This is a genomic window from Herbaspirillum sp. GW822-FHT03A08 (assembly GCF_058801885.1).
This window is the reverse complement of sequence record NZ_JBXANR010000007.1, coordinates 182541-208364: the sequence shown is the minus strand read 5'-3', so window position 1 is coordinate 208364 and position 25824 is coordinate 182541. Positions and strand designations below refer to the sequence as shown.

Genomic DNA, 25824 nt, shown 5'->3' with positions numbered 1-25824 from the left:
CCCGTTTCAGAGGACATCGGTCAAATCCGGCCCGGCATCGCTAAGCACCGCTTTCCAACCGGCTGCGCACAAAGCCGATATGCTCGCGCAGCACATAGAACTGATCCGCAAAGGCCAGCGGCATCTTCATGCGATTGACCGAGGTCTCAATCTCATCGAGCTGCTTGAGCATCTGCTCCTGCTCTTCCTTGGTGCCCGTGGTCACACCGCGCTCCAGCGAAATCAGCGCGCCATACCATTTGTAGATGCGTGAACGGATACGCCAGCCGTACAGCAGCGGCACCAGCTTGATGCCGGGAATCAGCAGCAGAATGATCGGCAGCAAGATCACCATCGTCCGGTCCACCAGACTCGCCAGCCAGAACGGCAGCGTGCGGTAGAAGAAGCTCTTGCCCGACTTGTAATAGCGGGTGGCATCGTCGCTGATGGGATACTCATGCGCCAGCGGCGCCGGGAACTCTCCTGCTTTCTGCAACACGCTGGCTTTGCCATGCACTTCGCGCGCCGCTTCGATCAGCAGGTCGGACAAGGCCGGATGCAAATCATCACGGGCGATCAGTTCGGCCGTTGGCGCAATCAATCGGATCGTGTGGTCAGGCAGATTGCGGCGGAAGTCGAACACGCCCGGAGGCAACGTCAACTCATTGAGATAACTGAACCGGCGCGTGTATGCCGAAGCCTGCGAAAAATCGAGCAAACGGATGCCGGACGTGCGCAGCAACTTGCCCATAGTGGCCGGCGCTGCCGACTCGCCCATCAGGAAAGCGACGTCGATCTTGCCCTTGGAAAGTGCTTCCGCCGCTTCGTCGCCGCCCATGTCCAGCAGTTTGGTCGCACCGCCCGGTTCGATGCCGCTGGCTTTCAACAAAGTCAGCGCCAGCACGCGCGAGCCACTGCCCTGCAAGCCGATGGCGATGCTCTTGCCGGTCAGCTCGGACAGCCGCGACACCACCTTGTCGTTGCGATAGAACACCGACACCGGAGAATACGACACGCTGCCCAGCGACACAAGGTCTTCAATATTGACGCTGTCGGCGATGCCGCCCTGCACGAAGCCGACATCGACGCCGCTGTCGGGATCAACCAGCTTATGCAGATTGTCGAGCGAACCTTCCGACGCCACGATCTTCACCGTCACGCCGTCGCGCGCCAGGATTTTCTTGTAGCGCTCGGCGACATTCCAGAAGTTGCTGTGCTCCGGCCCGGTGGCGATGGTGATGGTTTTCGGCGGCGCCGGATGGATCAGCCAGATCGCCAGCCAGACGCCGACGATGATCAGCAAGACCATCGGTCCGAAACTGACGGCGAGGTCGCGCCAGGAGATGGCCACGAAACGCGCCTTCATGGCGCTGACGGAATGCTTGCGGGGGGCGGTATGTTTTTCCATGCAGCCATTCTACCGCCAGAACTTGCTCACGATCCTGTTGCGAGGCCACGATCCGGATCGGGAACAAGTTCTCTACTTCGGCAACAGTCTCTCAATACGTCTTGTAAGGCAGGAACTTCCCGCTCAGCATGACATTCACGCGATCGCCGTTAGGATCGGCCTGGCGCTGGATATCCATCTTGAAATCGATCGCGCTCATGATGCCGTCGCCGAATTCCTCGTGGATCAGTTCCTTGATGGTGGAACCGTAGACGCTGACGATTTCGTACCAGCGGTAGATCAGAGGATCGGTCGGCACGGCGGTCGGCAGCGAGCCTTTGTACGGAACGATCTGGAGCCACAGTGTTTCTTCATCGGTCAGGCCGAACAATTCCTGTGTAACGGCGGCCTGCTTGGCGGTCAGCGTCATCTGGCCGAGCATGGCGGCGGTTGTCCATTCCTTGCTTTGGCCGATGCTTTCGGCGATCCTGGACCAGGACATTTTGTTTCTGACCTTGGCTTCGATGATTTTTTGGGTAACGAGATTGCGATCCATGAGCTTCTCCTTGCTGTGAAAATTGGAACTGCGATTGAAATTGATAGTAAAAAAATCAGTTGGCTAAATAATCATTGCTAAGCCACTGCCTGTGAAAGCTTCTCCTCCTCCAGCCCCGGCATCACCACGCGCGGCACTGTGTCTTCCACACCGGCCTCCTGAATGCGGCGCGAGCGATGCACCAGAAAGTCGACCAGATGATTGCGGATGCGATAGAACTGCGGATCGTGGTGCATGCTTTCACGCGTGCGCGTCTTGGGCATGGTGTTGACCACCACTTCCGCAATCCGCGCATGCGGGCCGTTGGACATCAGGAAGATCTTGTCCGCCAGCAGGATCGCCTCGTCGACGTCGTGCGTGATCATGAACACGGTCTGGTGCGTAGCGCTGCAGATCTTCAACAGCTCGTCCTGCACCACGCCGCGCGTCAGCGCATCGAGCGCACCGAAAGGCTCATCCATCAGCAGCATCTTGGGTTCGATGGAGAACGCCCGTGCAATGCCGACGCGCTGCTTCATGCCGCCCGACAGCTCGGACGGCTTCTTGTGTTCCGCGCCCTTTAGTCCGACCATCTCGATAAAGCGGCGCGCATGCTGCTCGGCCTTGTCGCGCGACCAGTCCGGCCAGCGCGAACGCACCGCGAAGACGACGTTGCTCAGCACGCTGAACCACGGCATCAGCGCATGGCTCTGAAACACCACGCCGCGATCGAGGCTCGGCCCCTTCACTTCGCGCTGATCCATGATCACCACGCCGCCCGATGGCGCCTCCAGTCCCGCCAACACGTTCAGGATGGTGGTCTTGCCGCAGCCGGAGTGACCGATGATGCAAACGAATTCGCCTTTGTCGATACTGAACGACACCTTGTCGAATACCGGCGGCGCGTCGTCGGCATAACGCTTGTTGAGGTTGTCGACGGTAAGAAATGCTTTGTCCATTGTTCTGCCTTATTCCGCTTATTCGCTCATTCGGTATAGGTAACCAGCTTTTGCAGACGCGCAAATACCAGATCCAGCACCATTCCCGTCACGCCGATCACCAGGATCGCGAAAATCACGCTGGTCAGCGACAGGTTGTTCCACTCATTCCAGACGAAGTAGCCGATGCCGGTGCCGCCGACCAGCATCTCGGCCGCCACGATCACCAGCCAGGCAATGCCCATCGAAATGCGCATGCCGGTCAGGATGGTCGGCGCCGCCGCCGGCAGAATCACCAGGAAGGCCTTGCGCAGCGGTGTGACTTCCAGCGTCTTGGCGACGTTGAGCCAGTCGCGCCGCACCGACGCCACGCCGAATGCGGTATTCATCAGCATCGGCCAGACCGAGCAGATGAAGATCACAAAGATCCCCGACACCGATGAATCCTTGATCGTGTACAAGGCCAGCGGCATCCACGCCAGCGGCGAAATCGGCTTGAGTATCTGGATGAAAGGATTCAGAGCCCTTTGCATCAGCGGCGACATGCCCAGCAAGAAGCCCAGCGGAATCGCCACCAGCGCCGCAATCGCAAACCCCAGCCCGACCCGCGCCAGCGAATAGCCGAGCTGGATACCGATGCCCTTGTCATTGGGACCGTTGTCGTAGAAAGGATTTGCCAGCTCCTTGCGCATGGTTTCGCCCATCTGCGCCAGGCCGGGGAAGCCGCTGGTCTTGGCGGGCGAACTGCTGCTCTTGCCCATCAGCTTGGCGTATTCATCTTGCGCGGATGAAGAAGCGCCGGTCTCTATGCGCGCGCTTTCCTTCGGCGCCGTCGCCAGATGCCAGACCAGCAGCAGACAACCGAAGATCGCCAGCGAAATCAGCGCCGCGCGCCAGCCCAGTTGCGAAGCCGGCTTCATCAGGTAGTCCTCTTGATGGCGAAGCTGTTCACGTAGGCATCGGCCTTGGCGGGGTCGAATTCCTTGCCCATGATCTTGTACTTGCGATAAGCGCCTTCCGGCACCGGCTGGCCGAGTTCCTTCATGTACTTCTTGGCGTCGGTCAGCAGCAGCACGCGCTCGGCGATGCCCTTGTAATCGACGTCACCCTTGACGTAACCCCAGCGTTTCATCTGGCTCAGAATCCACACCGCCATCGAATCCCACGGCACCGGATCGAAGTCGGCGCGGCCCGGCACGTTCCTGACGTTGCCCAGGCCATCGGCGAAGCGGCCGGTCAGCACCTGCTCGACCACTGTTTCCGGCTGATTGAGATAGGCCGCCGGCGAAATCACCTTGGCCACCAGCGAACGGTTGGCCGGATCGCGCGCCATCGCCGCGGCCGTCAGCACCGCGCGGAACAAGGCCGCAAAGGTGTTCGGATTCTGCTTGACGAAATCTTCCGACATGCCGAAGGCGCAGCACGGGTGACCGTCCCAGATTTCCTTCGACAGGATATGAATGAAGCCGACCTCGTCGTACACCGCGCGTTGATTGAACGGATCCGGGCCGAGGAAACCGTCGATATTGCCGGCACGCAGATTAGCCACCATCTCCGGCGGCGGCGTAACGCGGATCTGTACATCGCGGTCCGGATCGATGCCGTTCTCTGCAAGGTAGTAGCGCAACAGAAAGTTGTGCATGGAATACTCGAAAGGCACCGCGAACTTGAGGCCCTTCCATTGCCTGGGATCGCGTTTGTCCTTGTGCTTGACGTGCAGCGTGATGGCCTGGCCGTTGATGTTCTGAATGGTGGCGATGCGCATCTGCACCGGATTGCTGCCGACACCCATCGACATCGCCAGCGGCATCGGCGACAGGAAGTGCGAGGCGTCGTGTTCCTTGTTGATCATCTTGTCGCGGATCAACGCCCAGCCGGCGGTCTTGTTGAGCGACACGTTCAGGCCCTGCTTGCGATAGAAGCCGAGCGGATCGGCCATGATCAGCGGCGCGGCGCAAGTGATGGCGATAAAGCCGATCTTGAGATCCTTCTTTTCAATCGCGCCGTTCTTCTCTTGCGCCATCGCCTGCAAGGCACCCAGCGGGAACATGCTGGCAATCGCCGCACGCGCCGTATTCACGCCGACCGCGCGCAGGAAGTCGCGGCGTTGCGCCGCCTGCGGGAACAGCGCGCGCATCACCGACTCTTCCACCACGTCGTTGCTCAATTGTTCGGTGTCCTGAGAACGCGCCTGCGCCTGTGCATCCGCCTTGCGCTGCTGCGCGTCGTCATGTGCCGTCTGGCTGGCGTGCTTGCCGCAGGAGCAGGTATTGCCTGCACGCTCGGCGTCGTAGGTGTGGAAGATGGTGCTGTCGATTTCTTTTGGCATGGATTCCCCCCGGCGTGATTAGTTGAAGTAACTATCGAAGTAACAACTGCTTGTGTTACCTCATCACGTGCAAGGGGCTTGCCAGAGTGCGTTTTGATGTCATCACCAGACGACGTCTTGTAGGGGAACGACTACAAGACGCTGTCAAAGCGGCAACTTATGCAGGCAACAATTGATGACGCACGGCATACATGGCGATGCCAACATCGTTGCTGGCGCCGGTCTTTTCCAGGATGCGGCTGCGATAGGTGCTGACGGTATTGGGGCTCAGCGTCAGCTGGTCGGCGATTTCCTTGACGCTGCGCCCGGCGGCGATCAGCTGGAACACCTGGTATTCGCGATGCGACAGCGTCTCGTGCGCGGCACGCTGGGTGCTGGCCGAATGCGCACTGAGCTCGGCCGCCAGCGTCTCGGCCATATGCGGGCTGACATACACGCCGCCGTCAGCCGCCTTGCGGATCGCCGCCACCAGTTGCTCGGTATCGGCGCTCTTGTTCAGATAACCCGCGGCGCCGAGGCGATAGCAACGCGCCGCATATTGCTTCTCCGGGTAGGTCGACAGCATCAGCACCGGCAGGCGCGGCATCTCCTGTTTAAGCTGGCGCAGCACATCCAGTCCGTCTTGCAGCGGGATGGCGATGTCCAGCAAGACCAGGTCGATCGCCTCCACACGCGCCTTGCGCAGTACTTCCGGGCCATCGGCGCACTCCGCCGCCACCTCGATGTCGGGTGTGTCGGCCAGGATCTGCTTGAGACCTTCGCGCACGATGCGGTGGTCGTCACAGAGCAGGATACGGATCATTGTTTTCCTTGTTGCCACGGTTGTATTTATATAAATGCCGCACTTGCGTATTTAATTGCTTGCTCATGCATGACTGTCGTTCCTCAACGGCAAGACCAGACGTACGCGGGTACCGCGATTGGCTGCGGCACTGCCGCTTTCCGGTGCATCCGCTGCACTTCCTGCACCATCAACAGCGTTTTCGATGCTCAATGCGCCAGCAAAGTGCAGCGCCCGCTCGCGCATACCCATCACGCCATAGGACTTTGGATTCGCCAGCGCCGCCGCCGGCACGCCGACGCCGTTGTCCGCCACTTCCATCAGCAGCTCATCCGGCGTCAGGCGCACCGAGATCTTCGCCTGAGTTGCTTGCGAATGCTGTGCCACGTTGCTCAGCATTTCCTGAAAAATACGAAACGCCGCCGTCGCCAGCGTGCCCTGCGGCGCAAACGCCTGCGGTGAAATGTCGAACTCCACTTCACACGGCAACTCGGTCGCTTCGGAGAATTCCTGCACCTGCCACTCCAGCGCCGCAATCAACCCCTGATGATCCAGAATGCTCGGCCGCAAATCGGTAATGATGCGTCCGACGTTGTCCACCGCCGTCTCGATCAGCCGGTTCATGCTCGCGCACTTGCGCGCCACCGGCTCGCGGTCGGCAACACGGCTCGCCATCCAGTTGACGTCCAGCTTCAAGGCCACCAGCAGGCTGCCGAGCTCGTCATGAATCTCGCGCGCAATGCGCGTGCGCTCATCCTCGCGTACCGAATGCGCATGTGCCGACAGCTCGCGCACCTGCATCAGCGCCGCTGACAACTCGCGCGTACGCTCCGCCACACGCTGCTCCAGCTCCGCCTTGGCGCGCTGCAACTGCTCTTCGGCCAGACGCCGTTTCGAAATATCGCTGAACATGATCACCGCCCCGCGCACCTCGCCGCCGTCGATGATCTGATAGGACGAATATTCAGTCGCAAAATACGTCCCGTTGGCGCGCCAGAATACCTCCTGATCCACCCGGCACGACTCGCCCTTGCGGAAGGCCTTCAGGATCGGACACTCTTCTTCAGGATAGTGCTCGCCGTGTTCATGACTGTGATGAACGAGATCGTGCATGTTCTTGCCCAGCACCTGTTCAACCCCGTATCCGAGCATCTCTGCACCGGCGCGGTTGATGAAAGTGCAGCGGCCTTCGAGGTCAATGCCGTAGATTCCTTCGCCGGTGGAGTCGAGAAGCAAGGTGAGTTTGTCACGCAACAAGGGCGTATCACCGAACCCGCCGGCAGCAGAGTTGAGGTGATCTGTTGTTTTGATTTTTTCAGGAGCAGACATTTGTCAGGCAATTCCGATTAACGCAATGGAAAAGAAGCAGCAAGCCGCATGCCAATCAAACACGCGAGCTAGCGCTCTTCTCTCTTGTTCGCTACCAACGTGCATTGTGATCGGACAATGATTGAGCACTGCCACGACGACATGAATGGCGAGAGCGCTGAGACAAAGATTACCTCTGGACAATGCAAAGGTTTTCTTGAGTGGCAGCCCCACTAATCGATGTGAAATCTCTCTGCTGAAACACGCGTTAGAAAATTATCAATTGCTAAGCCGCTTATGACTCTTCTTCAAAAAAGGATGCTCAACCTCGGCTCATTCACATAGTGCCTGTCAACATGAACAGTCATTTTCGGCATCACGATCTGGCTGCTAGAAATAATGTGAATCTCGTAACTTATGTAACGTGCGTCGCATCCAGGCACGTTTTTTCCATCCGTTTATTTTTGGGAGTTTTCCTATATTGATAGTTTTCATTTTTTTCTAAGATTCGTCCGTCGCCAAATTATTAACGGATCAAACTGAAATGAAAACTCTGAACCAACACACCCAACGTCCAGCCAAGGTCACGAAACAATCTTCGCTGTCTCTCAAGCTTACCGCTGCCGCTGCATTGCTGTTGGTCAGTGGTTCCATGACAAATGCTTTTGCCGGCACTGCGATGGAAGGCGGCCAGGTTTCCGATACTACAGCGATAGGCACCGGCATCGCGCCTGCCACTGCAGATGGAAGCTCCATTGCGATTTCCGGCGGCGGTGGCGCGACAGCACAAAACATCAGTATTGCTGTAGGCAACAATACAACTGCGACTGGCGGAACCTCGATGGCAGTAGGTTTCGGTGCTCAAGCCACCGGCGACAGGGGATCCATCGCCATGGGTACTTATTCGTCCGCATCAGGCCTCGCAGAAACTTCACTGGGCACAAACGCCGGCTTAACATCTGCGGCCGTTAAAGCCGCCGGCGATGCAACATATGGCCCCTACAATCATGTGTTTGCAGTTTCGATTGGTAACCAATCAGGAATTGACGTCCAAGGCCTGGAAAATACTTTTGTAGGCAATAGCACAGGAACGAGAGCAATCGGTAGCAGTAACACCGGCATTGGCGACCGCGCCGGCGCTCTTCTGGTTGGAGATTCCAATACATCTCTGGGCGATCACGCGGGCCAACAAGTTGTTGGCAATAACAACATCGCAGTTGGCATGCGCTCTGGCTTCCGCGTCAACGCAAGCAATACTGTCTCCATCGGATCAAACTCTGTAGCAGCGACCGATAGCTCCATCGCTATGGGCACCAATACAGCTGCGACTGGCACAACCTCGATGGCAATAGGTGCAGGTGCTCAAGCCACCGGCAACATCGGATCCGTCGCCATAGGTACTTCTACGTCCGCATCAGGCCTCGGAGAAATTTCAATGGGCACAAACGCCGGCATAACATCTGCGGCCGCTCAAGCCGCTGGCAATGCAACATATGGCCCCTACAATCATATGTCAGAAGTTACGATTGGTACGCAAGCAGGAAATGACGTCCAAGGCATGCAAAATACTTTTGTAGGCAATGGCACAGGAACGAGAACAATCGGTAGCAGTAACACCAACGTTGGCGACCGCGCCGGCGGTCTTGTGGTTGGAGATTCCAATACATCTCTGGGCGATCACGCGGGCCAACAAGTTGTTGGCAATAACAACATCGCAATTGGCATGCGCTCTGGCTTCCGCGTTAACGCAAGCGATACTGTCTCCATCGGATCAAAATCTGTAGCAGCGACCGACAGCTCCATCGCTATGGGCGCCAGCTCCCTTGCCGCCGGGGCACAAGCTGTCAGCATCGGCGCAGCCTCCAGCGCCAGCGGCGCACAAGCTGCGAGCTTTGGCGTCAATGCCAATGCCAGCGGCACTCAGGCAGTGAGCGTCGGCAACGGCTCCATTGCCAGCGGCGTACAAGCTGCGAGCCTTGGTGCGGGAGCAATCGCAAGTGGTCAACAAGCAATCAGCGTTGGTAACAACGCCGCTGCCAGCGGCGCACAAGCTGTGAGCATCGGCGCCGGTGCAAATGCCAGCGCCGCCAATTCGTCAGCCATCGGCAACGGCGCAGCTGCCGGCAATGCAAACAGCGTTGCCCTGGGCGCAGGCTCACAAACCTCCGTGGGCGCGCAATCCAGCTATAACGGCGCCTTCGTCGGCCAGACAAGTTCTGCCGGTGAAGTGTCGGTTGGCACCGCAGGTGCGGAACGCAAAATTACCAATGTTGCGGCAGGCTCGGCCGACACCGATGCGGTCAATGTCTCGCAACTGAAACAGGGTGTTGCCAATGTCAACAATCATATCGATAACGTTGCAAAGGACGCCAACGCCGGGGCCGCCTCCGCGATTGCCTTTGCCAACTTGCCGCAATCGATGCTGCCGGGCAAGAGCATGGCTGCCGTCGCGATCGGTACCTTCCGTGGTCAAAGCGCATTGGCCCTGGGCGTATCGACGGTTTCGCAAAGCGCACGCTGGGTCTATAAGGTTTCCGCTTCGGCAGACTCGCGCGGCTCTGTTGCAGCCGGCGCCGGTGCAGGCTTCCATTGGTAATCAGGTTTCCATCACATATTAAAAATCAATCAGGAAAAATCATGCTCAAGAAAAATACCCTCCCTCTGACGACTCTGCTGGCGGTTGTGCTCAGCGTAGCACTCTCCGCTTGCGGCACGTCGACAATCAGCAAAGTCCAGGACGACGGCTCCGTATCGGAATTGAAGTTCCCTTCCATTAAAGACGACGCATGGATCAAGGAAGGTACCTTCGTCAATGTCGAGAACCTGAAACAAGTTGCTCCCGGCACAACGAAAGACCAGCTTTACGATCTGCTCGGCCGTCCGCATTTCAACGAAGGCGTCTTCGGTGTGCGTGAATGGGATTACATCTTCAACTTCCGCACAGGCAAGGGCAACGAATACATCACCTGCCAATACAAGGTCGTGTTCGACAAAGACAAGCTGGCCCGCAGTTTTTACTGGTTACCTGAGAGCTGCGCTGACCAGCTCAAACCCATCGCCGCACAACCCGCGCCTCAGCCACAACCTTTGGCGCAGAGCAATCTGACGCTGGCAGCCGACGGCCTGTTCGCCTTCAACGGCGGCAAGTTGCTGGATCTGGATAATTCGGGAAAAAATGAATTGAGCAAATTCGCTACCGAACTGAGCAATGCCAGGTCGGTCAGCAATGTGCGAATCACCGGTTACACCGATCGCATCGGCAGCGACGCAGACAATCTGGCCTTGTCCAAACAACGCGCAGAGAGTGTCAAAGACTATCTGGTGCAACGCGGCGTCCCATCTGGCGTTATCCGTACCGATGGACTGGGCAAGCAAAAGCCGGTGGTCGAATGCAATGACCAGTCCCGTGAAAAACTTATCGCCTGTCTTGCACCTAACCGCCGTGTTGAAGTCAACGCCAACTACACCAACTGAACGACATCAGTACGCAGGATCTTTTAGCAAAGCCGGCCTCATTGCGAAAACAAAAAACGCAATCAGGCCGGCTGTTTTTTGCCACGAGCGAACACCCGCTCGATGTGGCGCCTCTGCATCTTCTTTTGGCTATTTCTCATCGGGAACATGTCCACATCACTAAGTACTGCCTGACCTACGGCGATATCCGTCGAAAGAGATCGCGCATGCAGGAGATGAGGTTCGCCAAATAACAACGCATCCCCTCAAAGTACAGCGCACTACGCCTGTGCTCCTCTTTATTTGTTGCCAATTAGTCATAGGGATCCCGTGAAGTCCTGGGAGAAGGCCTTTTTTGAGAGTTTTCTTATATAGCAAATTTTCGTTTTTTTCTAAGATTCGTTCGGTACCAGGACACTCCTAAATCAAACCGGGGCTAGAAAAATGAAAGCTGCATATCCAATCATCGCTTGCACAACCAATTCGCAAGCCGCATCTGTTGTCACCACAAAAGCAACTCGCCACATCAAAACATCTTTTCCATTGAAGACACTGGTTGCCGCCGCACTGCTGTGCATCGCGCAGCAAGAAGCGTTTGCCGATACCTTTGGTTTGACGGATATGGGACGACTCAATGGCGGCACCCCTTCTTCTGTACTGAATGGATCATTGAGCGGTGGTTCGAGCTCTATTTCGATGGGTGTCAGTACGAACGGGGATGTTGTCGTAGGCAGTGCCACTAACGGCGCCGCAGGAAATCAGATCCAGGCATTTCGTTGGACCGAAACTGGTGGCATGGTGAGCCTGGGTGGAATGAACGGAGGAACATTCTCCTACGCCTCGGGCACAAGTGTCGACGGCAACGTCATCGTAGGCCAGGCAGCGGAAGGGAACGGCCGAATTCACGCATTTCGCTGGACGCAGGCAACAGGCATGGTCAGCCTGGGCGGCCTCAATGGCACATTGGAATCGTCAGCTAATGCCACGAATGCAAATGGTAGCGTCGTGGTCGGTGTCGCGTCCGATCGCGCGACACCGTTCTTTCAAACTCGCGCATTTCGCTGGACACAGGCCACTGGCATGGTGAGTCTGGGGCTGTTGAACGGTGACACTTTCGGTGCCTCTTCTGCGAATGGCGTCAATGCAGCAGGCGATGTCATCGTCGGCGTATCCAGCGATAGCTCCTCCCCGACCGGCGGCGACCGCGCTTTCCGATGGACGCAGGCAACCGGTATGGTCAGCCTTGGCGCCCTTACTACCAACGGCACTTCGCTTGCCAGCGCCGTCAATGCTGCAGGCGACGTGGTGGTCGGTCAATCTATTAATTCTGGTGCTGTCACGACGGCTTTTCGCTGGACGCAACCAACGGGCATGGTCAGCCTCGGCAGTCTCAATGGTGGTAACTACTCCTCAGCCGTAGGCGTCAGCGCGTCCGGTAATGTAGTCGTCGGCTCCGCGGCAGACGGCACCGCCGGAAATGCACTGCGCGCCTTCCGCTGGACGCAGGCCACCGGCATGCAATCGGTGGAAAGCTGGCTGGCGGCCAATCATATCGTCGTCGCAGCAAACGCTGCCAAGACATTTGTCGGCACCGGCGTCAGCGCCGACGGCAATACCGTCGTCGGCCAGCTGCAAAACGGCAACGCCTTCATCGCCCGGCTGAGCTCCGGCCTGATCGATGTCGTCGACACCAATACCGGTGTCGTCGGCGTGTCTCGCGTCCCGCTGCAAGCGAACCGTGTCGCCGACACCGTAATGCATGGCATGCACGAGAATCCGTTGCTGTCACTGGATGCGTCACGTTGCTATCGCGTGTGGGCTGCCGGCGACCTCGGCCTGAAAGGTCTGAGCAGCGGAGAAAGCAATCTTGGCATTGCCGAGATCGGTGCAGGACGTTGCTTCGGCCAATATGTGCAAGGCAGCATCGCCCTCGGCCAGACCTACAGCAAAACCAATGCCGACAATAACGGCAGCGTGCGCCTGCGCAGCAACTATGTGCTGCCTGAACTGATCTTCAAACTCGGTGACAGCTCGCTGTACGCTACCCTCAGTGCGATGTACTCCAGCGGCAGCGCCGACATCAGCCGCGGTTACCTGAACGCAGGCGTACCGGTCCAATCGCGTGGCGACGCCGGCGTGCAGACAGTCAGTGGCCGTGTGCGCCTGGATTGGCTCAACGCCTGGTCTTGGGGCAAGGCATCCTTTACGCCATACACCAGCGTGAGCTACTCGCAGACCAAGGTCGCCGACTACACCGAACAAGGCGGCGGATTCCCGGCATATTGGAATAGCCGTACCGAGCGCGCCACTATCGGTCGCCTGGGATTGGACTCGACCTACGCAGTGAGCGACAGCGTCAAACTGCTCGGCAAAGTCGAAGGCGTGCATCGCATCGGCGGCAACAGCGCCGACGCCAGCGGCAATGTGATCGGCTTGTACGGATTCTTCATTCCTGGCCAGCAACCGAAGCAAAACTGGCTTCGCCTCGGTGCGGGTGCAGAAGGACGCATGCTGGGCGGCACGGTATCGCTGATGCTGAACGGTTCCACGGAAGGCAGCGGTGCTGTCGGCTACTGGCTGACTGCCATGTACAAGCGTTCGTTCTGATGGAATCGCGCAATGCTTCGCATCGTATTACCATGCCGTCTGTCGCGCAGCTTATGACGAGCTGCACATCTCAAAGACATGCGACGCTTTCTTTTTTGTTGGCGGGGTGCGCGCTAGCTCCGATTGGCGATGCAACAGCTGGCTCCCCGCTCTCAACGGCAAAACAATTTTGCACGCTATACAGCCAGCAAACGCTAGAGTCAAAGTATGCTGAATTGGTCAGTACGTCGCTGAGAAATGCGATTTTGGAAGCAGAACGGCAAAATGAAATAGTCCTGAAAAAGTCCCCGCGCGACAAACCGCCGCTTGGTGACGGAATTCCATTTCAGAGCATGCAAGATCGCGGTTCTTGCAAAGTCGGACGTCTGAGAAAAATAGGCGACAACGTGAAGATCACCATCGTCTATCAGTTCGACAAGAGGAATTTCCGGCGCGATCAGTTGATCCTGACGCAAGACGCCGCAAAGTGGAGAATTGACGACGTCATGTATGCGCCGCTCTATGCAAACAGCCTGCGTCGCCAGTTGAAGACGATCTTCGCGCCGTCGCAAGATTAAACCTTCCATCACCGGGATGGATGTGCCGACAAACGAAAAACGCCAACATTGCTGTTGGCGTTTTTTATGCAAGCTTGCACGGAATGCCCGAACAGCATCGGCAAGCCAGAAGCAACATCAGGGCATGTACTGCCCGCCATTCACCTCGATAATCTGCCCCGTCACATATCCCGACAACTGATCCGACGCCAGGTACAGGAAAGCGCCGCTGCATTCATCCGGATCGCCGATGCGGCCCATCGGAATCGTCTTGCGGAAGGCTTCCAGCTGATCAGGCGTAGTAAAGCGTTCCTGGAACGGCGTCATGATGACGCCCGGCGAAACCGCGTTGACGCGGATCTTGTCGGCCAGCAGTTCCTTTGCCATGCCACGGGTGATGGTGCTGACGAAACCCTTGGATGCTGCATAGACCAGCGCGCCAGGTCCGCCGCCGTGACGTGCGGCAACCGAAGTCACGTTGATGATGTTGCCGCCGCCCTGCTTGCGCATGACCGGGATCACGGCGCGAGTGAATGCAACAACCGAGCGTGCATTGATCTGCACCACTTCGTCGAACAATTCATCCGTGATCTTTTCCAGCGCTTCACGCTTGACCAGGCTACCGGCGTTATTGATCAGGACGTCGATACGGCCGAGCTGTTCGACGGCGCTGGCGATGGCTTTGTCGACGGCCTTGCTGTCGCGCACGTTGGCGCCGATGGTGATCGCCTTGCTTCCGCCCTTGCGAATGTCGGCAGCGACGGCTTCAGCTTCGGCTGCCGAGCTGTTGTAGTGGACAGCGACGTGTGCGCCCCGGGCGCCGAAGGCGCGTGCTGCGGCTGCGCCGATACCGGTGCTGGCGCCGCTGATGAAGACGACTTTACCTGCGAGATCTTGCATTGCTTTTTCTCCTGAGAATGTAACCAAAACGTTGACCAAAGGGTGCGCCGGCTGCATGAGCCAGCGGTGCATCACATCCCGGCTCGTTTCAATCGTTTGTGTTTTTTGAAGGCCGGACTATTTTTTGTTCTTCTGAGCAAATCGGATTCAATTGTGGCGCAATTTAAGGATGCGCGTGCCGGCGTGCGAAAAACGCCGGCAACCGTGTTCAGTCGTGGACCGATTCATCCTTGTTTTGTGCGGCGCCGCGGTAGGCATCGCGCACGCGGATCAGGTGCGTACGCATGGCTTCGGACGCCCGTTGCGGATCGCGTGCCTTCAGTGCGACGAGGATGTCGCGGTGATCTTGCAGGCTGCGTTCCAGCGTGGCAGGAATGCGCGAGGTAATGGTGCGGCTCTTCTTGCCGAGCATGTAGAGGCTGCCGGCGATGCTTTGCAGGAAAGGATTGTCGCAGGCTTCGATGATGGCTTCATGGAACTCGACGTCGGCGGCGGCAAAGGCGGCCGGGTCGCTCAGCAGGCGCTCTTCGTCTTCGACGTTGCGGCTCAGGCGGTCGAGTTCTTCTTGCGCCATATGCGTGGCGGCCAATGCGGCGACGCCGGTTTCGATGATCAGGCGCGCATCGAACAATGCTTCCAGCGTGCCGGCATTGAGGTCGATGATCATTTCCAGCGGTTCGAGCAATTCACGCGTTTCCAGCTTGCCGACGAAGGTGCCCTCACCCTGGCGAATACGCAGCAAACCAAGCAACGCCAGACCACGGATCGCTTCGCGTACGGCGGGACGTCCGACGCCCAGCATCGCCGCGAGTTCGCGCTCCGGAGGAAGCTGCTGATCGGGCTTGAGCAAGCCGCTGCGGATCATGGTGAGCAAGCGCTGGGCAACTTGTTCTGAAATGGATTTTTGTACGATGGGATCGAAGGACATGGAGTCTGCTTGAGTGCCTGAGTTTGCTTGAAGTTGCTCGAAGTTGCCTATTACGTTGCCTGGCCGCTGAAATGCGAGCGACTGGTAAGACCTTTGGGTATGCAGAGAATAGGTGCGGCCCCGAGGCCTGTCAAGCGAGGACTTTCGTCAATGGTCAAACCATTTCATGTATCGCTATTGCCATCGCCATTGCCATTGAGACAATACCTGCTCCGCGAAAGGCGACTCCTGCATTTACACACCGATACAAACCTTGCCTGCGAATTGGGCTAGCATGGCTTTTTTGTGTCCAGACGCTCCTTCATGTCCGCCAATCCGCAGCAATCTCCCTCTCGTAAATCGTCCCGTCCCGATCTGGTCGATGGCTCTATCGCCAAAACCTTGCTGATGTTTGCATTGCCGGTACTGGGCAGTAATATCCTGCAGTCGCTCAATGCCTCGGTCAACGCCATCTGGGTCGGGCACTATCTCGGCGAAGCAGCGCTGACAGCGACGTCCAATGCCAATATCATTTTGTTTTTCCTGCTCGGCGTGGTATTCGGCATCAGCATGGCGACGACGATTCTGGTGGGGCAATCCATCGGCGGGCGAGACATCGATCGCGCCAAGCGCGTGGTCGGCACCGGTGCGACCTTCTTTGCGACGCTCTCTGTCCTGGTGGCCGCGGCAGGTTATATTTTTACGCCGTATATCCTGGCGCTGATGCAGACGCCTGCCGACGCTGCGCCTTATGCGATTGCCTACCTCCGCATCATCTTCATCGCGCTGCCGATGATGTACTTCTATAACTTCATGATGATGACCTTGCGCGGAGCAGGCGATTCGCGCACGCCGTTTTATTTCATGCTGTTGTCGGTCGGACTGGATATCGCCTTGAACCCGCTGCTGATCTTCGGCCTCGGTCCGATCCCGGCGATGGGCATTGCCGGTTCGGCGCTGGCGACGCTGATCGCGCAATCGGGCAGCCTGCTGCTGATGATCGCTTACCTGTATCGCCGCAAGCATTTTCTCGCCTTGCACAGCAACGAGCTGAACTATCTCAGACCGGACATGGCCATCCTGCGCGCGCTGGTGCTCAAGGGCTTGCCGATGGGCTTGCAGATGCTGGTGATTTCTTCTTCTGCGCTGGTGATGATCAGCCTGGTCAACGGCTATGGTTCGCAAGTCACCGCCGGTTATGGCGTGACGTCGCAATTGTGGACCTATGTCCAGATGCCGGCGCTGGCGCTGGGTGCAAGCGTGTCGTCGATGGCGGCGCAGAACATCGGTGCCGGCCGCTGGGATCGCGTCTCGCGCATCGCGCGGATCGGCGTGGGCTACAACTTCCTGCTGACCGGCGCGCTGGTGGCCTTGCTCTATCTGTTCGATCACGCAGCGTTGGGACTCTTTCTGCCGCATGAAGGCGAAGCCATGGCAGTGGCGCGTCACATCAACAATATCGTGGCGTGGTCCTTCGTGCTATTTGGCGTGACAATGGTGCTGTTCGGTGTGGTGCGTTCCACCGGCGCAGTGATGGCGCCGCTGGTGACACTGTTCGTCGCCATCTGGCTGGTGCGCCTGCCGTTTGCAAAATGGCTGATGCCTGCCTATGGCGCTGAAGCGATCTGGTGGAGTTTTCCGCTCGGCAGCGTAGTGCTGATCGTGCTGGCGATGACGTATTACCGCTACGGCGGCTGGCGCAAGGCGCACATGCTGACGGCGCAGCCGCGTGGACTGGCGCCGGATACCGGCATGGCGACGCCCGCCATGACCGCCGTGGATGAGAAGCCCGCGTCTTAGTCCTGAGGTGCGCTGGCCTGATCGAGCTGAGCAATCGCGGCGCCGTCCAACGACAATTGCGTTGCCTCAATCAGTGCATCCATCTGCTCCAGCGTAGTCGCACTGGCAATCGGCGCCGTGATGCTGGGACGTGCAATCAGCCACGCCAATGCCACGCTGGCAGGGGTGCTCTCATAGCGCCGGGCTACGGCGTCGAGCGCATCGAGAATGCGCAGGCCGCGCGGGTTGAGATAGCTTCGCGTCTTGCCGCCGCGCGTGCTTTTACCGAGATCTTTTTCCGAGCGGTATTTGCCGCTGAGGAAACCGCTGGCCAGCGAGTAGTAATTGATGACGCCGATTTTTTCCTGGAGGCAGTACTGCTCGAGATTGTTTTCGAAATCGGCGCGCGAGTAGAGGTTGTATTCCGGCTGGAGTGTCTGGTACAGCGGGTAGCCATGTTCGCGGCTGATCTTGCGTGCTTCCTCCAATCGCTCCACGCCAAAGTTTGAAGCGCCGATCAGACGCACCTTGCCTTGCTGGACCAGTTCGCCATAGGTATGCAGGGTTTCTTCCTGCGGCGTGTTCTTGTCGTCGGTATGCGATTGATAAAGATCGATGTAATCGGTCTGCAAGCGTGTCAGCGAGTCTTCGACGGCACGCCTGATGTAGGCCGGCGACAAGCCGATCTTGCCGTCCCCCATGTCCATGCCGACCTTGGTGGCGATGACCAGCTTGTCGCGACGGCCGCCTTGCTTGATCCATTTGCCGATGATGGTTTCAGACTCGCCGCCCTTGTTGCCGTTGGCCCAGCGCGAGTAAACGTCGGCGGTGTCGACCAGGTTGAGGCCGGCGTCGACGAATTTGTCGAGCAGGGAAAACGAAGTCTGTTCGTCTGCAGTCCAGCCGAAGACGTTGCCGCCGAATGCAAGCGGTGCGACTTCGATGGAAGAATTGCCCAGGGTACGGTGCTGAATTTGAGTCTGCTTGCCGGTAGTAGCCATTGCGTCAATCTCCACATGCTGTAGGGAAATACCCATTTTATGCGCTAACCGTTTTCGTTGTCGGAGACCGCACGCTCTATACTTACAAACTTGTCAGGATTAGTGAGTCACTTTGAGGCTCGCTTGCGATCCTTTTACGTTCACGCGTTCATCGCCCTCCCTACTCTACTTGTTCGCCGATGGAAATCGTCTTCACCGTTTTAATCCTGCTGCTCGCCGTTGCCGTATCCGGTGTCGCGGCACGTCTGGTCCCTTTCAAATTACCGCTGCCGCTGTTTCAGATCGGGCTGGGCGCCGTACTGGCGCTGCCGCTATTCGGCCTGCGCATCAGCTTCGATCCGGAGTTGTTCCTGCTGCTGTTCATCCCGCCGCTGTTGTTCACCGACGGCTGGCGCATGCCCAAACGAGAATTTTTCCGGCTGGCGCAACCGATCCTGGCGCTGGCGCTCGGTCTGGTGTTGTTCACGGTGGTCGGCGTGGGCTACTTCATCCACTGGATGATTCCGGTGATCTCGCTGCCATCCGCGTTTGCGCTGGCGGCAGTATTGTCGCCAACCGATGCGGTGGCGGTGGCCTCCATCATCGGCAAGGGCCGCCTGCCGCCGACCATGCAGCACGTGCTGGAAGGCGAAGCCTTGATGAACGACGCGTCCGGTCTGGTGGCGTTCAAGTTCGCGATCATCGCGGTATTGTCGGGCACCTTCTCGCTGCTGGATGCCAGCATCAGTTTCACGCTGATTTCCATCGGTGGCCTTGCGGTCGGTCTGATCGTGGCATGGGGCTTCGGCCTGGTCCGCCGCAAGATCATCGAGTGGAGCGGCGACGAGCCCGGCATCCAGGTCGTGCTGTTGCTGCTGATTCCGTTTACCGCTTATATCTTCGCTGAACATTTCGGCTTGTCCGGCATCCTGTCGGCGGTCGCCGCCGGCATGCTGATGCCCTACATCGAAACCGCCGGCGCCGAATCGGCCGCCACGCGCATGCAAAGCCAGAGCATCCTGACCATGCTGGAATTCATCTTCAACGGCATGTCCTTCATCTTGCTGGGCTTGCAGTTGCCGGGCATCGTGAGCCTCGCGCACCTTGATGCCAAAGTGGCGGGCAACGTGCCGGTGTGGCATCTGTTCGCCTATATCCTGGCGATCACCGCGGCGCTGATTGCATTACGCTTCATCTGGGTCTGGTTCAACCTGCGTCTGCGCCGCTTCTCTGCAGCCGTGCGCGGCCAGCGCGCCAAGCAACGCTATTTCGATGTGCGCCTGATCAGCATCACTTCGCTGGCCGGCGTACGCGGTGCGATTACGCTGGCGGGCGTGATGTCGATTCCGCTTTTGATGCCAAACGGCCATGCCTTCCCGGCGCGCGACCTGCTGATCTTTCTGGCCACCGGCGTGATCGTCTGTTCGCTGCTTGGCGGCAGTTTCCTGCTGCCGTGGCTGCTGAAAGGCCTCAAGCTCGATGCCGACAACGAACGCCGGCGCAATGAAGAAACCATGGCGCGCCTGCGCGTCTCTGAAGCAGCGGTGCGCAGTATTGAAGAGGCACAGGAACGCATGGGGGCCGACATGGACCAGGACGACCTGGCGCTGCTCACGGAAGTCAGCGGCAGCCTGCTGGCGACCTACCGCATGCGCATGGATGCGGAAAGCGGCACGGAAGAAACCCATCGCGTCGCCAATCGTTTCAAACACTTCGAACGAGAACTGCGGCTCGAAGCGATCCGCGCCGAACGCCGTGAAGTGCACCACCTGCGCGCCGAACAGCAGATCAATGACGAGACCTTCATTGCGTTGATCAACCAGATCGACCTCGCGGAAACCTGGCTGATGGGCTCGCTGAATGCTGCGCATTGATCTAGCCTTCGCATCTTCGTCGTCCTGACGAAAGTCAGGATCCAGCGGCGTAATACGACGCTCGAATGACGCTCTATCTTGGTTTGACGACACCGGGTCCCAGCGTCCGCTGGGGCGACAGAGGTTGATGTAAACGCCAGTAGCTTTAACAAATAAAGTACAGGCTATTAAATAAAAAACGGCGTCATGCGATCTGCATGACGCCGTTTTTATTTACCGCAACAGACTCAGTTCGCTTGCGATATCAAAGCGTTGCTGAGATCACCGATCGGCTTGCCGCCGTTGGCCTGGATCGCCTTGTCGCGCAGCGTGATGCCGTCGAGTACCGGCAGGGACCAGCGGCGTGTGATGAAGCGTAACACCGAGCTGGTGTCATACAGGCTATTGTCGACATAGCCCCTTTTCGCATACGGCGACACGATGATTGCCGGGATACGTGTGCCCGGGCCCCATTGATCAGCCTTCGGCGGCGCGGCGTGATCCCAGAAACCGCCGTTTTCGTCATAGGTCACGACGATCAGCATGTGCTTCCATTGCGGGCTTTGGCGCAGCTTGTTGACCACGTCGGCAATGTGCGCATCGCCGGACGCCACGTCAGCGTAGCCGGCGTGCTGGTTCAGGTTGCCTTGCGGCTTGTAGAACGATACGGCCGGCAATTTGCCCGCAGCAGCGTCTTGCAGGAAGCTGCTGTCGAAGTCCTTCAGATGCTCGGCACGGTAAGCGGCGTTCTTCACCGGATCCATGTTGGCGAAATAATTGAACGGCTGATGATGGAACTGGAAGTTCGGTGTCGGCGACGGGAATTTGCGGTCGGTCTGCGCAGCCTTAGTGGTGGCGTTCCATGCACCGGCGTACCAGGCCCAGCTCACGCCCTTGCCGGTCAGCAGATCGCCGATGTTCTTTTGCGTTTGCGGCGGCAGTGTCGATGCGCTGTTCGGATCCGCATACAGCTTGGCGCTGTCGCTGGCCGGCGATGCGACATTACTCGGCTGATATGGCGGCTGCATGGTGTTGATGGCGTACGACATGCCGTTGGCGTCAGGCGGCGTCAGCGTGCCGTCGTTGGCGTATTTCTGTGCGCCGTCCAGGGTCGACTTCGGCGAACCGGCAGCCGGCGTCAGGCGCAGGAAGTTGCCATTGGCGTCGACATCGATCTTGGAGATGCCGCCCTTGGCCGGCGACTTCTCGGCGTTCGGATATTGCGGCGTGCAGGCGCAGATCAGGTATTGGTGATTCTGGAAGGAACCGCCGAAGGAGCCCATGAAGAAATTGTCGGCCAGCGTGTATTCTTTTGCCAGTTGCCACATCGCCATCTTGCTGCCGTCGTAGTAACCCATCGACAAGCCGCCGGCGTCGGAATAGGTGGCGAATTTGTCGTTCTTGCCGCCGTTGATCTGCATCTGATTATTGTAGAAGCGATGCACCAGATCGCGTGTGACGACATCGCCGCCGACATCCATGCCGCTCTTGCTGTCGATCTGGAAAGGCTTGTTCGGCATACCCGCCGATTGCGCCTGCGTCATTACCTTGATCTGGCCCGGCGCGGTCACGCCGCCCCAGGTTGGCGGCAGCACCGGCAGGACCGCGCCGTCAACGTCTACCTGCGGCACGTACGCGCCTTTGGCGGACGGGTTCACACCGGGAATGCCGTTGGCGCCCGGGAACAGGCCGTACAAAGTATCGAAGCCGCGGTTCTCGGCATAGATTACGACGACGGTGTCGATACTGCGCACTGCTGCGTCATCGCCGGCGAGGTTGGCGTTGCCGCCGCAAGCGGCAAGACCGGCGGCAACAGCGGCTGCGGTGAGGGTTAAGCGAAGTGGCTGTCTGAAAGACTGGCTGAATTGGGGTCGCATGAGTATTCTCTTTTTATCGGAACTGCAGAGGGGGAAATAGCAGCTATGCTAGCCAGCAAATATAACCACAAAATGACAAGACGGCGACCTCGCTGCTGCTCATGGTGCCGTTTCTTCACAATTTCGTCATATTGTCCTGCTAACCTGCGCGCATGAAATCTCTGTATCTTGTCGCCGCCGTCACGGCTACCCTCGCCCTCGCCGCCCTGTATTTCGACAGCCAATCGCCTGTCGTCGCTGCTGCAGCCGCTACAGCAGATGCGCCCGCTTATGCCAACGCCGCCTACGCGCCTCAGCCGGGACGCCGTCCGAGCGTGGAAGAGATGACCGCACTGGGCCGCACCATGTTTTTCGACCCTTCATTGTCAGGATCCGGTCAGCAATCCTGCGCAACTTGTCATAGCCCGGATCACGCTTTCGGCCCGCCGAATGATCTGTCGGTGCAGCTTGGCGGCAAGGACATGAAAACCGCCGGCACCCGCGCCGTGCCTTCGCTGCGCTATGGGCAAAACGTGCCGCCGTTCAGCGAACACTTCCACGACGACGACGGCGACGACAGCATCGATGCCGGCCCGACCGGCGGCCGCACCTGGGACGGCCGCGCCGATTCGGCCCACGATCAGGCGCGCATTCCTTTGCTGTCGGCGCACGAGATGGCCAATAAGGACGCCGCCGAAGTGGTCGCCAAGCTCAAGCGCGCACCCTATGTGGCACAGTTCAAAGCGACCTTCGGTGAAACGATTTTCGACAATACGGATCGCGCCTTCCAGGCGGCCTTGATGGCGCTGGAAGTATTCCAGGAAAGCCCGGCTGATTTCTATCCTTACACCAGCAAGTACGACGCGTATCTGCGCAAGCAGACTACCCTGAGCGCGCAGGAATTGCGCGGTCTGGAATTGTTCAACGAGCCGGCCAAGGGCAATTGCGCCTCCTGCCATCTGAGCGAGATCCTGCCCAACGGCGCCTTCCCGCAATTCACCGACTACGGTCTGATCGCTGTTGGCGTGCCGCGCAACAAGAAGATTCCTGCCAATGCCAACCCGCGCTATTACGACTTCGGCCTGTGCGGACCGGAGCGCACCGACTTCAAGGACAAGCCGGAATACTGCGGCCTGTTCAAGACGCCGACTCTGCGCAACATCGCGCTGCGCCAGACCTTCTTCCACAATGGCGTGTTTCACACGCTGCAAGAGGTCATGGAGTTCTACGTGCAGCGCGATACCAATCCGGAGAAATGGTATCCGCGCAATCGTGACGGCAGCATCCGCAAGTTCGACGACCTGCTGCCGGAGCATTTTTCAAATGTGAACATGGAGCCGCCCTTCGATCGCCAGCCCGGCGACAAGCCGGCGCTCAACGATGCGGAGATCAAGGACGTGATTGCGTTTTTGAAGACGCTGACGGATGGCTATAAGCCGGAGGCGAAACAGTAAAGGCAAGACTCTGTGCTCTGTGCTCTGTGCTCTGTGCTCTGTGCTGACAGCGCAATAAAGCGAGACGAACAGTTCTGCTGTGAGGGCGCGTTAACAACAAAAACCCGCGATGAGCGGGTTTTTCGTTTCATGCTACAACAACGACCGGCGGTGACGAATCAGGCAGTTGTGCTGATCGTGGTGCCGATGACTTCGCCGTTGGAGTTGCGCGACGACTGAGTGGCTTGCGCCTGGCGCGCAGCTTCTGCACGCTGTTCATCAAGTTTGCGCTGTGCGTTTTCTTGATCCTGACGCGCCTGCAGCGCGCGCGCGTTGTCGAGATTGGTTACCGACGGGCCTGAGTTGGGGGAGCTGGATACGGCACCAGGAGAACTGGCAGTAATTGCGACGTCCATAAAATCACCTTTCAATACCTGAGAACATAGTAGGAGTCCGGCGTCGAAATGTGCGGACCTGTGAACATCTTACACCTTTAGAGCAGCTTGCCAAGCGACGGAAGCGTTTGCTTACAAAGCCTGGTTGCCGTCACGACAACTTGGCAAAAGCCACGCCATGCCTCGCCTACAACGAATATTAGCTGAGCGGCAATCAATGACAATCAGGAATATTCTGATCCAGATAAACCTCGAAGGCGACGTTGTTGACCCACTTTTTTTTGAGCTCGGTCCAGAAGCTGCCTGCAGCCCAGTCTGCGCCCACCTGTTTCAGATAAGAAATTGATTTTGCGTCATCTGCGCGCACCGCGAACACCAGCGTCTGACGGCTTTGCACCGGCAGGCGCGCGGAAAACTTTTTCCATTCCGGCAACTTCAGCAAGTCATTGAGCATGGTGTCGTCATGCACGGCGGCATCACAGGCGCCGATGCGTAAAGACAACAGCGAATCGGCCGGCGCGCGCTGCACTTTTTCTATCGCACCGTATTTTGCTGCGATCTTGCCGACATATGCACCGCCTTCGGACAGGCACACGGTGCGGCCCTTCAACTGCTCCCAGCTTTTGATGTCAGTATCGCTGCGCATGATCGCCATCGCGCCGGCGCTGTAACCAGTCGGGATGGTCGCCACGCCGGCATCGCGGCGCAAGGCGTCATTGTCGTCGACCAATGCCAGCACCACATCGGCGCGTCCCGACTTGATCCATTGCGCGGCATTGGCGCCGTCTGTCTTCGGCGTGCCAAGTTTAAGCCTGAGGCGCTTGCCGATATCTTCGATCAGTATCGACTCGGGGCTTTCCGGGGTACGGAATTTGGCGCCGGCGACATAGGCCGGCAAGGGATACGACATGCCCGCCACCAGCGTGCCGCGTTGCCGTGCCGCGTCGATGCCGCTGTCGGCGGCATGCGCCGACGCCAGCACGGACATGGACAACAACACGGAGGCAGCGGATTTCATGGCGTACATTTTTTGCGATCAGACGTACTGGTAACGCAACAGACGGTGCTTGAGATTTTCCAGAATCACCTGATCAATCAGCGCCGCCAGAATCGCAATGGCAAGAATGTTGGTCATCACGCCGACCATGTCGGCGGTCTCGCCGGAATATGCCAGCGTGCGGCCCAGGCCTTTGCCGAAACCGACCAGCATCTCCGCCGAAATCAGCGCGCGCCAGGCATTGCCGAAAGCCAGTTGCGCACCGGTGATCAGCTCAGGCATCACTGCCGGCAAATACACGCGACGCAGCATGCCCCAGCGCGACGCCCCCATCACGCGCGCAGCGGACACGTGCACCTGCTGCACGCTCTCGGTCGCATTCATCACCGACAACGCCGCCGGGAAGAAAGCCGCAATCGCCACCACCACGATAATCGGCAGATTGCCGAAGCCCATCAGGATAAGGAACAGCGGCACCCATGCGATCGATGGAATCGACTGCAAAATAATGATGGCCGACTTCAAGACTTCACGGAAGAAGAACAGCACCGCGCCGATCAGGCCGAAGCCGATACCAAACAACAGCGCCGCACCATAACCACCGCCCAGACGCGTGAGGCTGCCCCACAACGCAGTACGGAAAGCCGGCGCCTGAATCTCTTCCCACAACCGCGCGAGCACCGTCGGTACACCCGGCATAAGGAAGTCCGGTAAGGACCACGCAGCGATCTGCCACATCAATAAAATGAAAGCGATCGCCAACACCATGGCAAGTTTTTTACGATAACCGGTAACGCGACGCTGAGAGCTCATAGATTAAAACTGAGTAAAAATGCAATGGCCGACGAAGCCGTCGGCCTGAATCGAACCG

General features: G+C 58.4%; 22 protein-coding genes. 7 read left to right on the top strand and 15 right to left on the bottom strand.

Annotation, left to right across the window (positions count from 1 at the left end; genetic code table 11):
• Positions 1–40: 40 nt before the first annotated feature.
• The 7 genes from AC1RN6_RS21835 to AC1RN6_RS21805 all read right to left on the bottom strand — a co-directional run bounded on the left by AC1RN6_RS21835 (position 41) and on the right by AC1RN6_RS21805 (position 7278).
• Positions 41–1387, bottom strand: a complete 1347-nt coding sequence (locus AC1RN6_RS21835; RefSeq protein ID WP_493007561.1) for a TAXI family TRAP transporter solute-binding subunit — start codon at positions 1385–1387, stop codon at positions 41–43.
• A 91-nt stretch (positions 1388–1478) separates the two neighbouring features.
• The gene (cynS, locus tag AC1RN6_RS21830) at positions 1479–1922 is read right to left on the bottom strand and encodes a cyanase (RefSeq protein WP_493007560.1); all 444 of its coding nucleotides are present in this window, start codon (positions 1920–1922) and stop codon (positions 1479–1481) included.
• Between the two features lie 77 nt (positions 1923–1999).
• Complete coding sequence (locus tag AC1RN6_RS21825) at positions 2000–2860, bottom strand: ABC transporter ATP-binding protein (protein ID WP_493007559.1); 861 nt, start codon at positions 2858–2860, stop codon at positions 2000–2002.
• 26 nt (positions 2861–2886) lie between these two features.
• Entirely contained in the window at positions 2887–3759 is an 873-nt protein-coding gene (ntrB, locus tag AC1RN6_RS21820) for a nitrate ABC transporter permease (protein WP_493007558.1), read from the bottom strand.
• A complete protein-coding gene (locus tag AC1RN6_RS21815; RefSeq protein WP_493007557.1) occupies positions 3759–5168 on the bottom strand; it encodes a CmpA/NrtA family ABC transporter substrate-binding protein in 1410 nt (469 codons plus the stop codon). The genes ntrB and AC1RN6_RS21815 overlap by 1 nt, the downstream gene beginning before the upstream one ends.
• A gap of 157 nt (positions 5169–5325) precedes the next feature.
• Entirely contained in the window at positions 5326–5970 is a 645-nt protein-coding gene (locus AC1RN6_RS21810; RefSeq protein WP_094564838.1) for a response regulator, read from the bottom strand.
• A gap of 63 nt (positions 5971–6033) precedes the next feature.
• Positions 6034–7278, bottom strand: a complete 1245-nt coding sequence (locus AC1RN6_RS21805) for a sensor histidine kinase (RefSeq protein ID WP_493007556.1) — start codon at positions 7276–7278, stop codon at positions 6034–6036.
• A 523-nt stretch (positions 7279–7801) separates the two neighbouring features.
• On the opposite strand from AC1RN6_RS21805, the gene AC1RN6_RS21800 reads away from it, so the two are divergent.
• Positions 7802–9853, top strand: coding sequence for a YadA family autotransporter adhesin (locus tag AC1RN6_RS21800; RefSeq protein ID WP_493007555.1), 2052 nt, complete (start codon positions 7802–7804; stop codon positions 9851–9853).
• 41 nt (positions 9854–9894) lie between these two features.
• The gene (locus AC1RN6_RS21795; protein ID WP_493007554.1) at positions 9895–10731 is read left to right on the top strand and encodes an outer membrane protein assembly factor BamE; all 837 of its coding nucleotides are present in this window, start codon (positions 9895–9897) and stop codon (positions 10729–10731) included.
• Between the two features lie 404 nt (positions 10732–11135).
• On the opposite strand, the gene AC1RN6_RS21790 is transcribed toward AC1RN6_RS21795, so the two are convergent.
• On the bottom strand, positions 11136–11450 hold the full coding sequence (locus AC1RN6_RS21790) for a hypothetical protein (protein WP_493007553.1): 315 nt from the start codon (positions 11448–11450) through the stop codon (positions 11136–11138).
• Positions 11451–11523: 73 nt separating this feature from the next.
• Between AC1RN6_RS21790 and AC1RN6_RS21785 the strand changes: the two genes are divergently transcribed.
• Together AC1RN6_RS21785 and AC1RN6_RS21780 are read left to right on the top strand one after the other, a co-directional pair.
• Positions 11524–13317: an autotransporter domain-containing protein gene (locus AC1RN6_RS21785; protein WP_493007552.1), complete on the top strand. Its 1794-nt coding sequence runs from the start codon at positions 11524–11526 to the stop codon at positions 13315–13317.
• Positions 13317–13874 (top strand): hypothetical protein, encoded by a 558-nt coding sequence (locus AC1RN6_RS21780; protein ID WP_493007551.1) that lies wholly within the window; start codon positions 13317–13319, stop codon positions 13872–13874. The genes AC1RN6_RS21785 and AC1RN6_RS21780 overlap by 1 nt, the downstream gene beginning before the upstream one ends.
• A 117-nt stretch (positions 13875–13991) precedes the next feature.
• Here AC1RN6_RS21780 and AC1RN6_RS21775 read toward each other — a convergent pair whose 3' ends face one another.
• Together AC1RN6_RS21775 and AC1RN6_RS21770 are read right to left on the bottom strand one after the other, a co-directional pair.
• The gene (locus AC1RN6_RS21775) at positions 13992–14753 is read right to left on the bottom strand and encodes an SDR family NAD(P)-dependent oxidoreductase (protein WP_493007550.1); all 762 of its coding nucleotides are present in this window, start codon (positions 14751–14753) and stop codon (positions 13992–13994) included.
• Positions 14754–14961: 208 nt separating this feature from the next.
• Positions 14962–15681 carry a FadR/GntR family transcriptional regulator gene (locus AC1RN6_RS21770; RefSeq protein ID WP_493007549.1) on the bottom strand — a complete coding sequence of 240 codons (720 nt, stop codon included), beginning with the start codon at positions 15679–15681 and terminating at the stop codon, positions 14962–14964.
• A gap of 303 nt (positions 15682–15984) precedes the next feature.
• Between AC1RN6_RS21770 and AC1RN6_RS21765 the strand changes: the two genes are divergently transcribed.
• Positions 15985–17460: an MATE family efflux transporter gene (locus AC1RN6_RS21765; protein ID WP_493007548.1), complete on the top strand. Its 1476-nt coding sequence runs from the start codon at positions 15985–15987 to the stop codon at positions 17458–17460.
• Here AC1RN6_RS21765 and AC1RN6_RS21760 read toward each other — a convergent pair.
• Positions 17457–18440 carry an aldo/keto reductase gene (locus AC1RN6_RS21760; protein ID WP_493007547.1) on the bottom strand — a complete coding sequence of 328 codons (984 nt, stop codon included), beginning with the start codon at positions 18438–18440 and terminating at the stop codon, positions 17457–17459. The genes AC1RN6_RS21765 and AC1RN6_RS21760 overlap by 4 nt on opposite strands.
• Before the next feature lie 179 nt (positions 18441–18619).
• Between AC1RN6_RS21760 and AC1RN6_RS21755 the strand changes: the two genes are divergently transcribed.
• Positions 18620–20293, top strand: coding sequence for a Na+/H+ antiporter (locus AC1RN6_RS21755; RefSeq protein ID WP_493007546.1), 1674 nt, complete (start codon positions 18620–18622; stop codon positions 20291–20293).
• A gap of 227 nt (positions 20294–20520) precedes the next feature.
• On the opposite strand, the gene acpA is transcribed toward AC1RN6_RS21755, so the two are convergent.
• Positions 20521–22149 carry an acid phosphatase gene (acpA, locus tag AC1RN6_RS21750; RefSeq protein ID WP_493007545.1) on the bottom strand — a complete coding sequence of 543 codons (1629 nt, stop codon included), beginning with the start codon at positions 22147–22149 and terminating at the stop codon, positions 20521–20523.
• Positions 22150–22301: 152 nt separating this feature from the next.
• Between acpA and AC1RN6_RS21745 the strand changes: the two genes are divergently transcribed.
• Entirely contained in the window at positions 22302–23582 is a 1281-nt protein-coding gene (locus AC1RN6_RS21745; protein WP_493007544.1) for a cytochrome-c peroxidase, read from the top strand.
• Between the two features lie 158 nt (positions 23583–23740).
• Here the strand turns inward: AC1RN6_RS21745 and AC1RN6_RS21740 are convergent, their stop codons facing one another.
• From AC1RN6_RS21740 to AC1RN6_RS21730, 3 genes are all read right to left on the bottom strand, one after another.
• On the bottom strand, positions 23741–23977 hold the full coding sequence (locus AC1RN6_RS21740) for a hypothetical protein (protein WP_094564847.1): 237 nt from the start codon (positions 23975–23977) through the stop codon (positions 23741–23743).
• Between the two features lie 193 nt (positions 23978–24170).
• Positions 24171–24974: a type 2 periplasmic-binding domain-containing protein gene (locus AC1RN6_RS21735; RefSeq protein ID WP_493007542.1), complete on the bottom strand. Its 804-nt coding sequence runs from the start codon at positions 24972–24974 to the stop codon at positions 24171–24173.
• 18 nt (positions 24975–24992) lie between these two features.
• On the bottom strand, positions 24993–25766 hold the full coding sequence (locus tag AC1RN6_RS21730) for an ABC transporter permease (protein WP_007884259.1): 774 nt from the start codon (positions 25764–25766) through the stop codon (positions 24993–24995).
• Positions 25767–25824: the final 58 nt, after the last annotated feature.

Excerpts from the sequence above, each read along its gene's own strand:
- AC1RN6_RS21810 (WP_094564838.1), bottom strand. The coding sequence starts at position 5,970 with ATGATCCGTATCCTGCTCTGTGACGACCACCGCATCGTGCGCGAAGGT.
- AC1RN6_RS21765 (WP_493007548.1), top strand. The coding sequence starts at position 15,985 with ATGTCCGCCAATCCGCAGCAATCTCCCTCTCGTAAATCGTCCCGTCCC.
- AC1RN6_RS21760 (WP_493007547.1), bottom strand. The coding sequence starts at position 18,440 with ATGGCTACTACCGGCAAGCAGACTCAAATTCAGCACCGTACCCTGGGC.
- ntrB (WP_493007558.1), bottom strand. The coding sequence starts at position 3,759 with ATGAAGCCGGCTTCGCAACTGGGCTGGCGCGCGGCGCTGATTTCGCTG.
- AC1RN6_RS21745 (WP_493007544.1), top strand. The coding sequence starts at position 22,302 with ATGAAATCTCTGTATCTTGTCGCCGCCGTCACGGCTACCCTCGCCCTC.
- AC1RN6_RS21795 (WP_493007554.1), top strand. The coding sequence starts at position 9,895 with ATGCTCAAGAAAAATACCCTCCCTCTGACGACTCTGCTGGCGGTTGTG.
- AC1RN6_RS21780 (WP_493007551.1), top strand. The coding sequence starts at position 13,317 with ATGGAATCGCGCAATGCTTCGCATCGTATTACCATGCCGTCTGTCGCG.
- AC1RN6_RS21775 (WP_493007550.1), bottom strand. The coding sequence starts at position 14,753 with ATGCAAGATCTCGCAGGTAAAGTCGTCTTCATCAGCGGCGCCAGCACC.
- AC1RN6_RS21730 (WP_007884259.1), bottom strand. The coding sequence starts at position 25,766 with ATGAGCTCTCAGCGTCGCGTTACCGGTTATCGTAAAAAACTTGCCATG.
- AC1RN6_RS21800 (WP_493007555.1), top strand. The coding sequence starts at position 7,802 with ATGAAAACTCTGAACCAACACACCCAACGTCCAGCCAAGGTCACGAAA.
- cynS (WP_493007560.1), bottom strand. The coding sequence starts at position 1,922 with ATGGATCGCAATCTCGTTACCCAAAAAATCATCGAAGCCAAGGTCAGA.
- AC1RN6_RS21825 (WP_493007559.1), bottom strand. The coding sequence starts at position 2,860 with ATGGACAAAGCATTTCTTACCGTCGACAACCTCAACAAGCGTTATGCC.
- AC1RN6_RS21815 (WP_493007557.1), bottom strand. The coding sequence starts at position 5,168 with ATGCCAAAAGAAATCGACAGCACCATCTTCCACACCTACGACGCCGAG.
- AC1RN6_RS21805 (WP_493007556.1), bottom strand. The coding sequence starts at position 7,278 with ATGTCTGCTCCTGAAAAAATCAAAACAACAGATCACCTCAACTCTGCT.
- AC1RN6_RS21735 (WP_493007542.1), bottom strand. The coding sequence starts at position 24,974 with ATGAAATCCGCTGCCTCCGTGTTGTTGTCCATGTCCGTGCTGGCGTCG.
- AC1RN6_RS21785 (WP_493007552.1), top strand. The coding sequence starts at position 11,524 with ATGAACGGAGGAACATTCTCCTACGCCTCGGGCACAAGTGTCGACGGC.
- AC1RN6_RS21835 (WP_493007561.1), bottom strand. The coding sequence starts at position 1,387 with ATGGAAAAACATACCGCCCCCCGCAAGCATTCCGTCAGCGCCATGAAG.
- AC1RN6_RS21755 (WP_493007546.1), top strand. The coding sequence starts at position 18,620 with ATGGAAATCGTCTTCACCGTTTTAATCCTGCTGCTCGCCGTTGCCGTA.
- AC1RN6_RS21740 (WP_094564847.1), bottom strand. The coding sequence starts at position 23,977 with ATGGACGTCGCAATTACTGCCAGTTCTCCTGGTGCCGTATCCAGCTCC.
- AC1RN6_RS21770 (WP_493007549.1), bottom strand. The coding sequence starts at position 15,681 with ATGTCCTTCGATCCCATCGTACAAAAATCCATTTCAGAACAAGTTGCC.
- acpA (WP_493007545.1), bottom strand. The coding sequence starts at position 22,149 with ATGCGACCCCAATTCAGCCAGTCTTTCAGACAGCCACTTCGCTTAACC.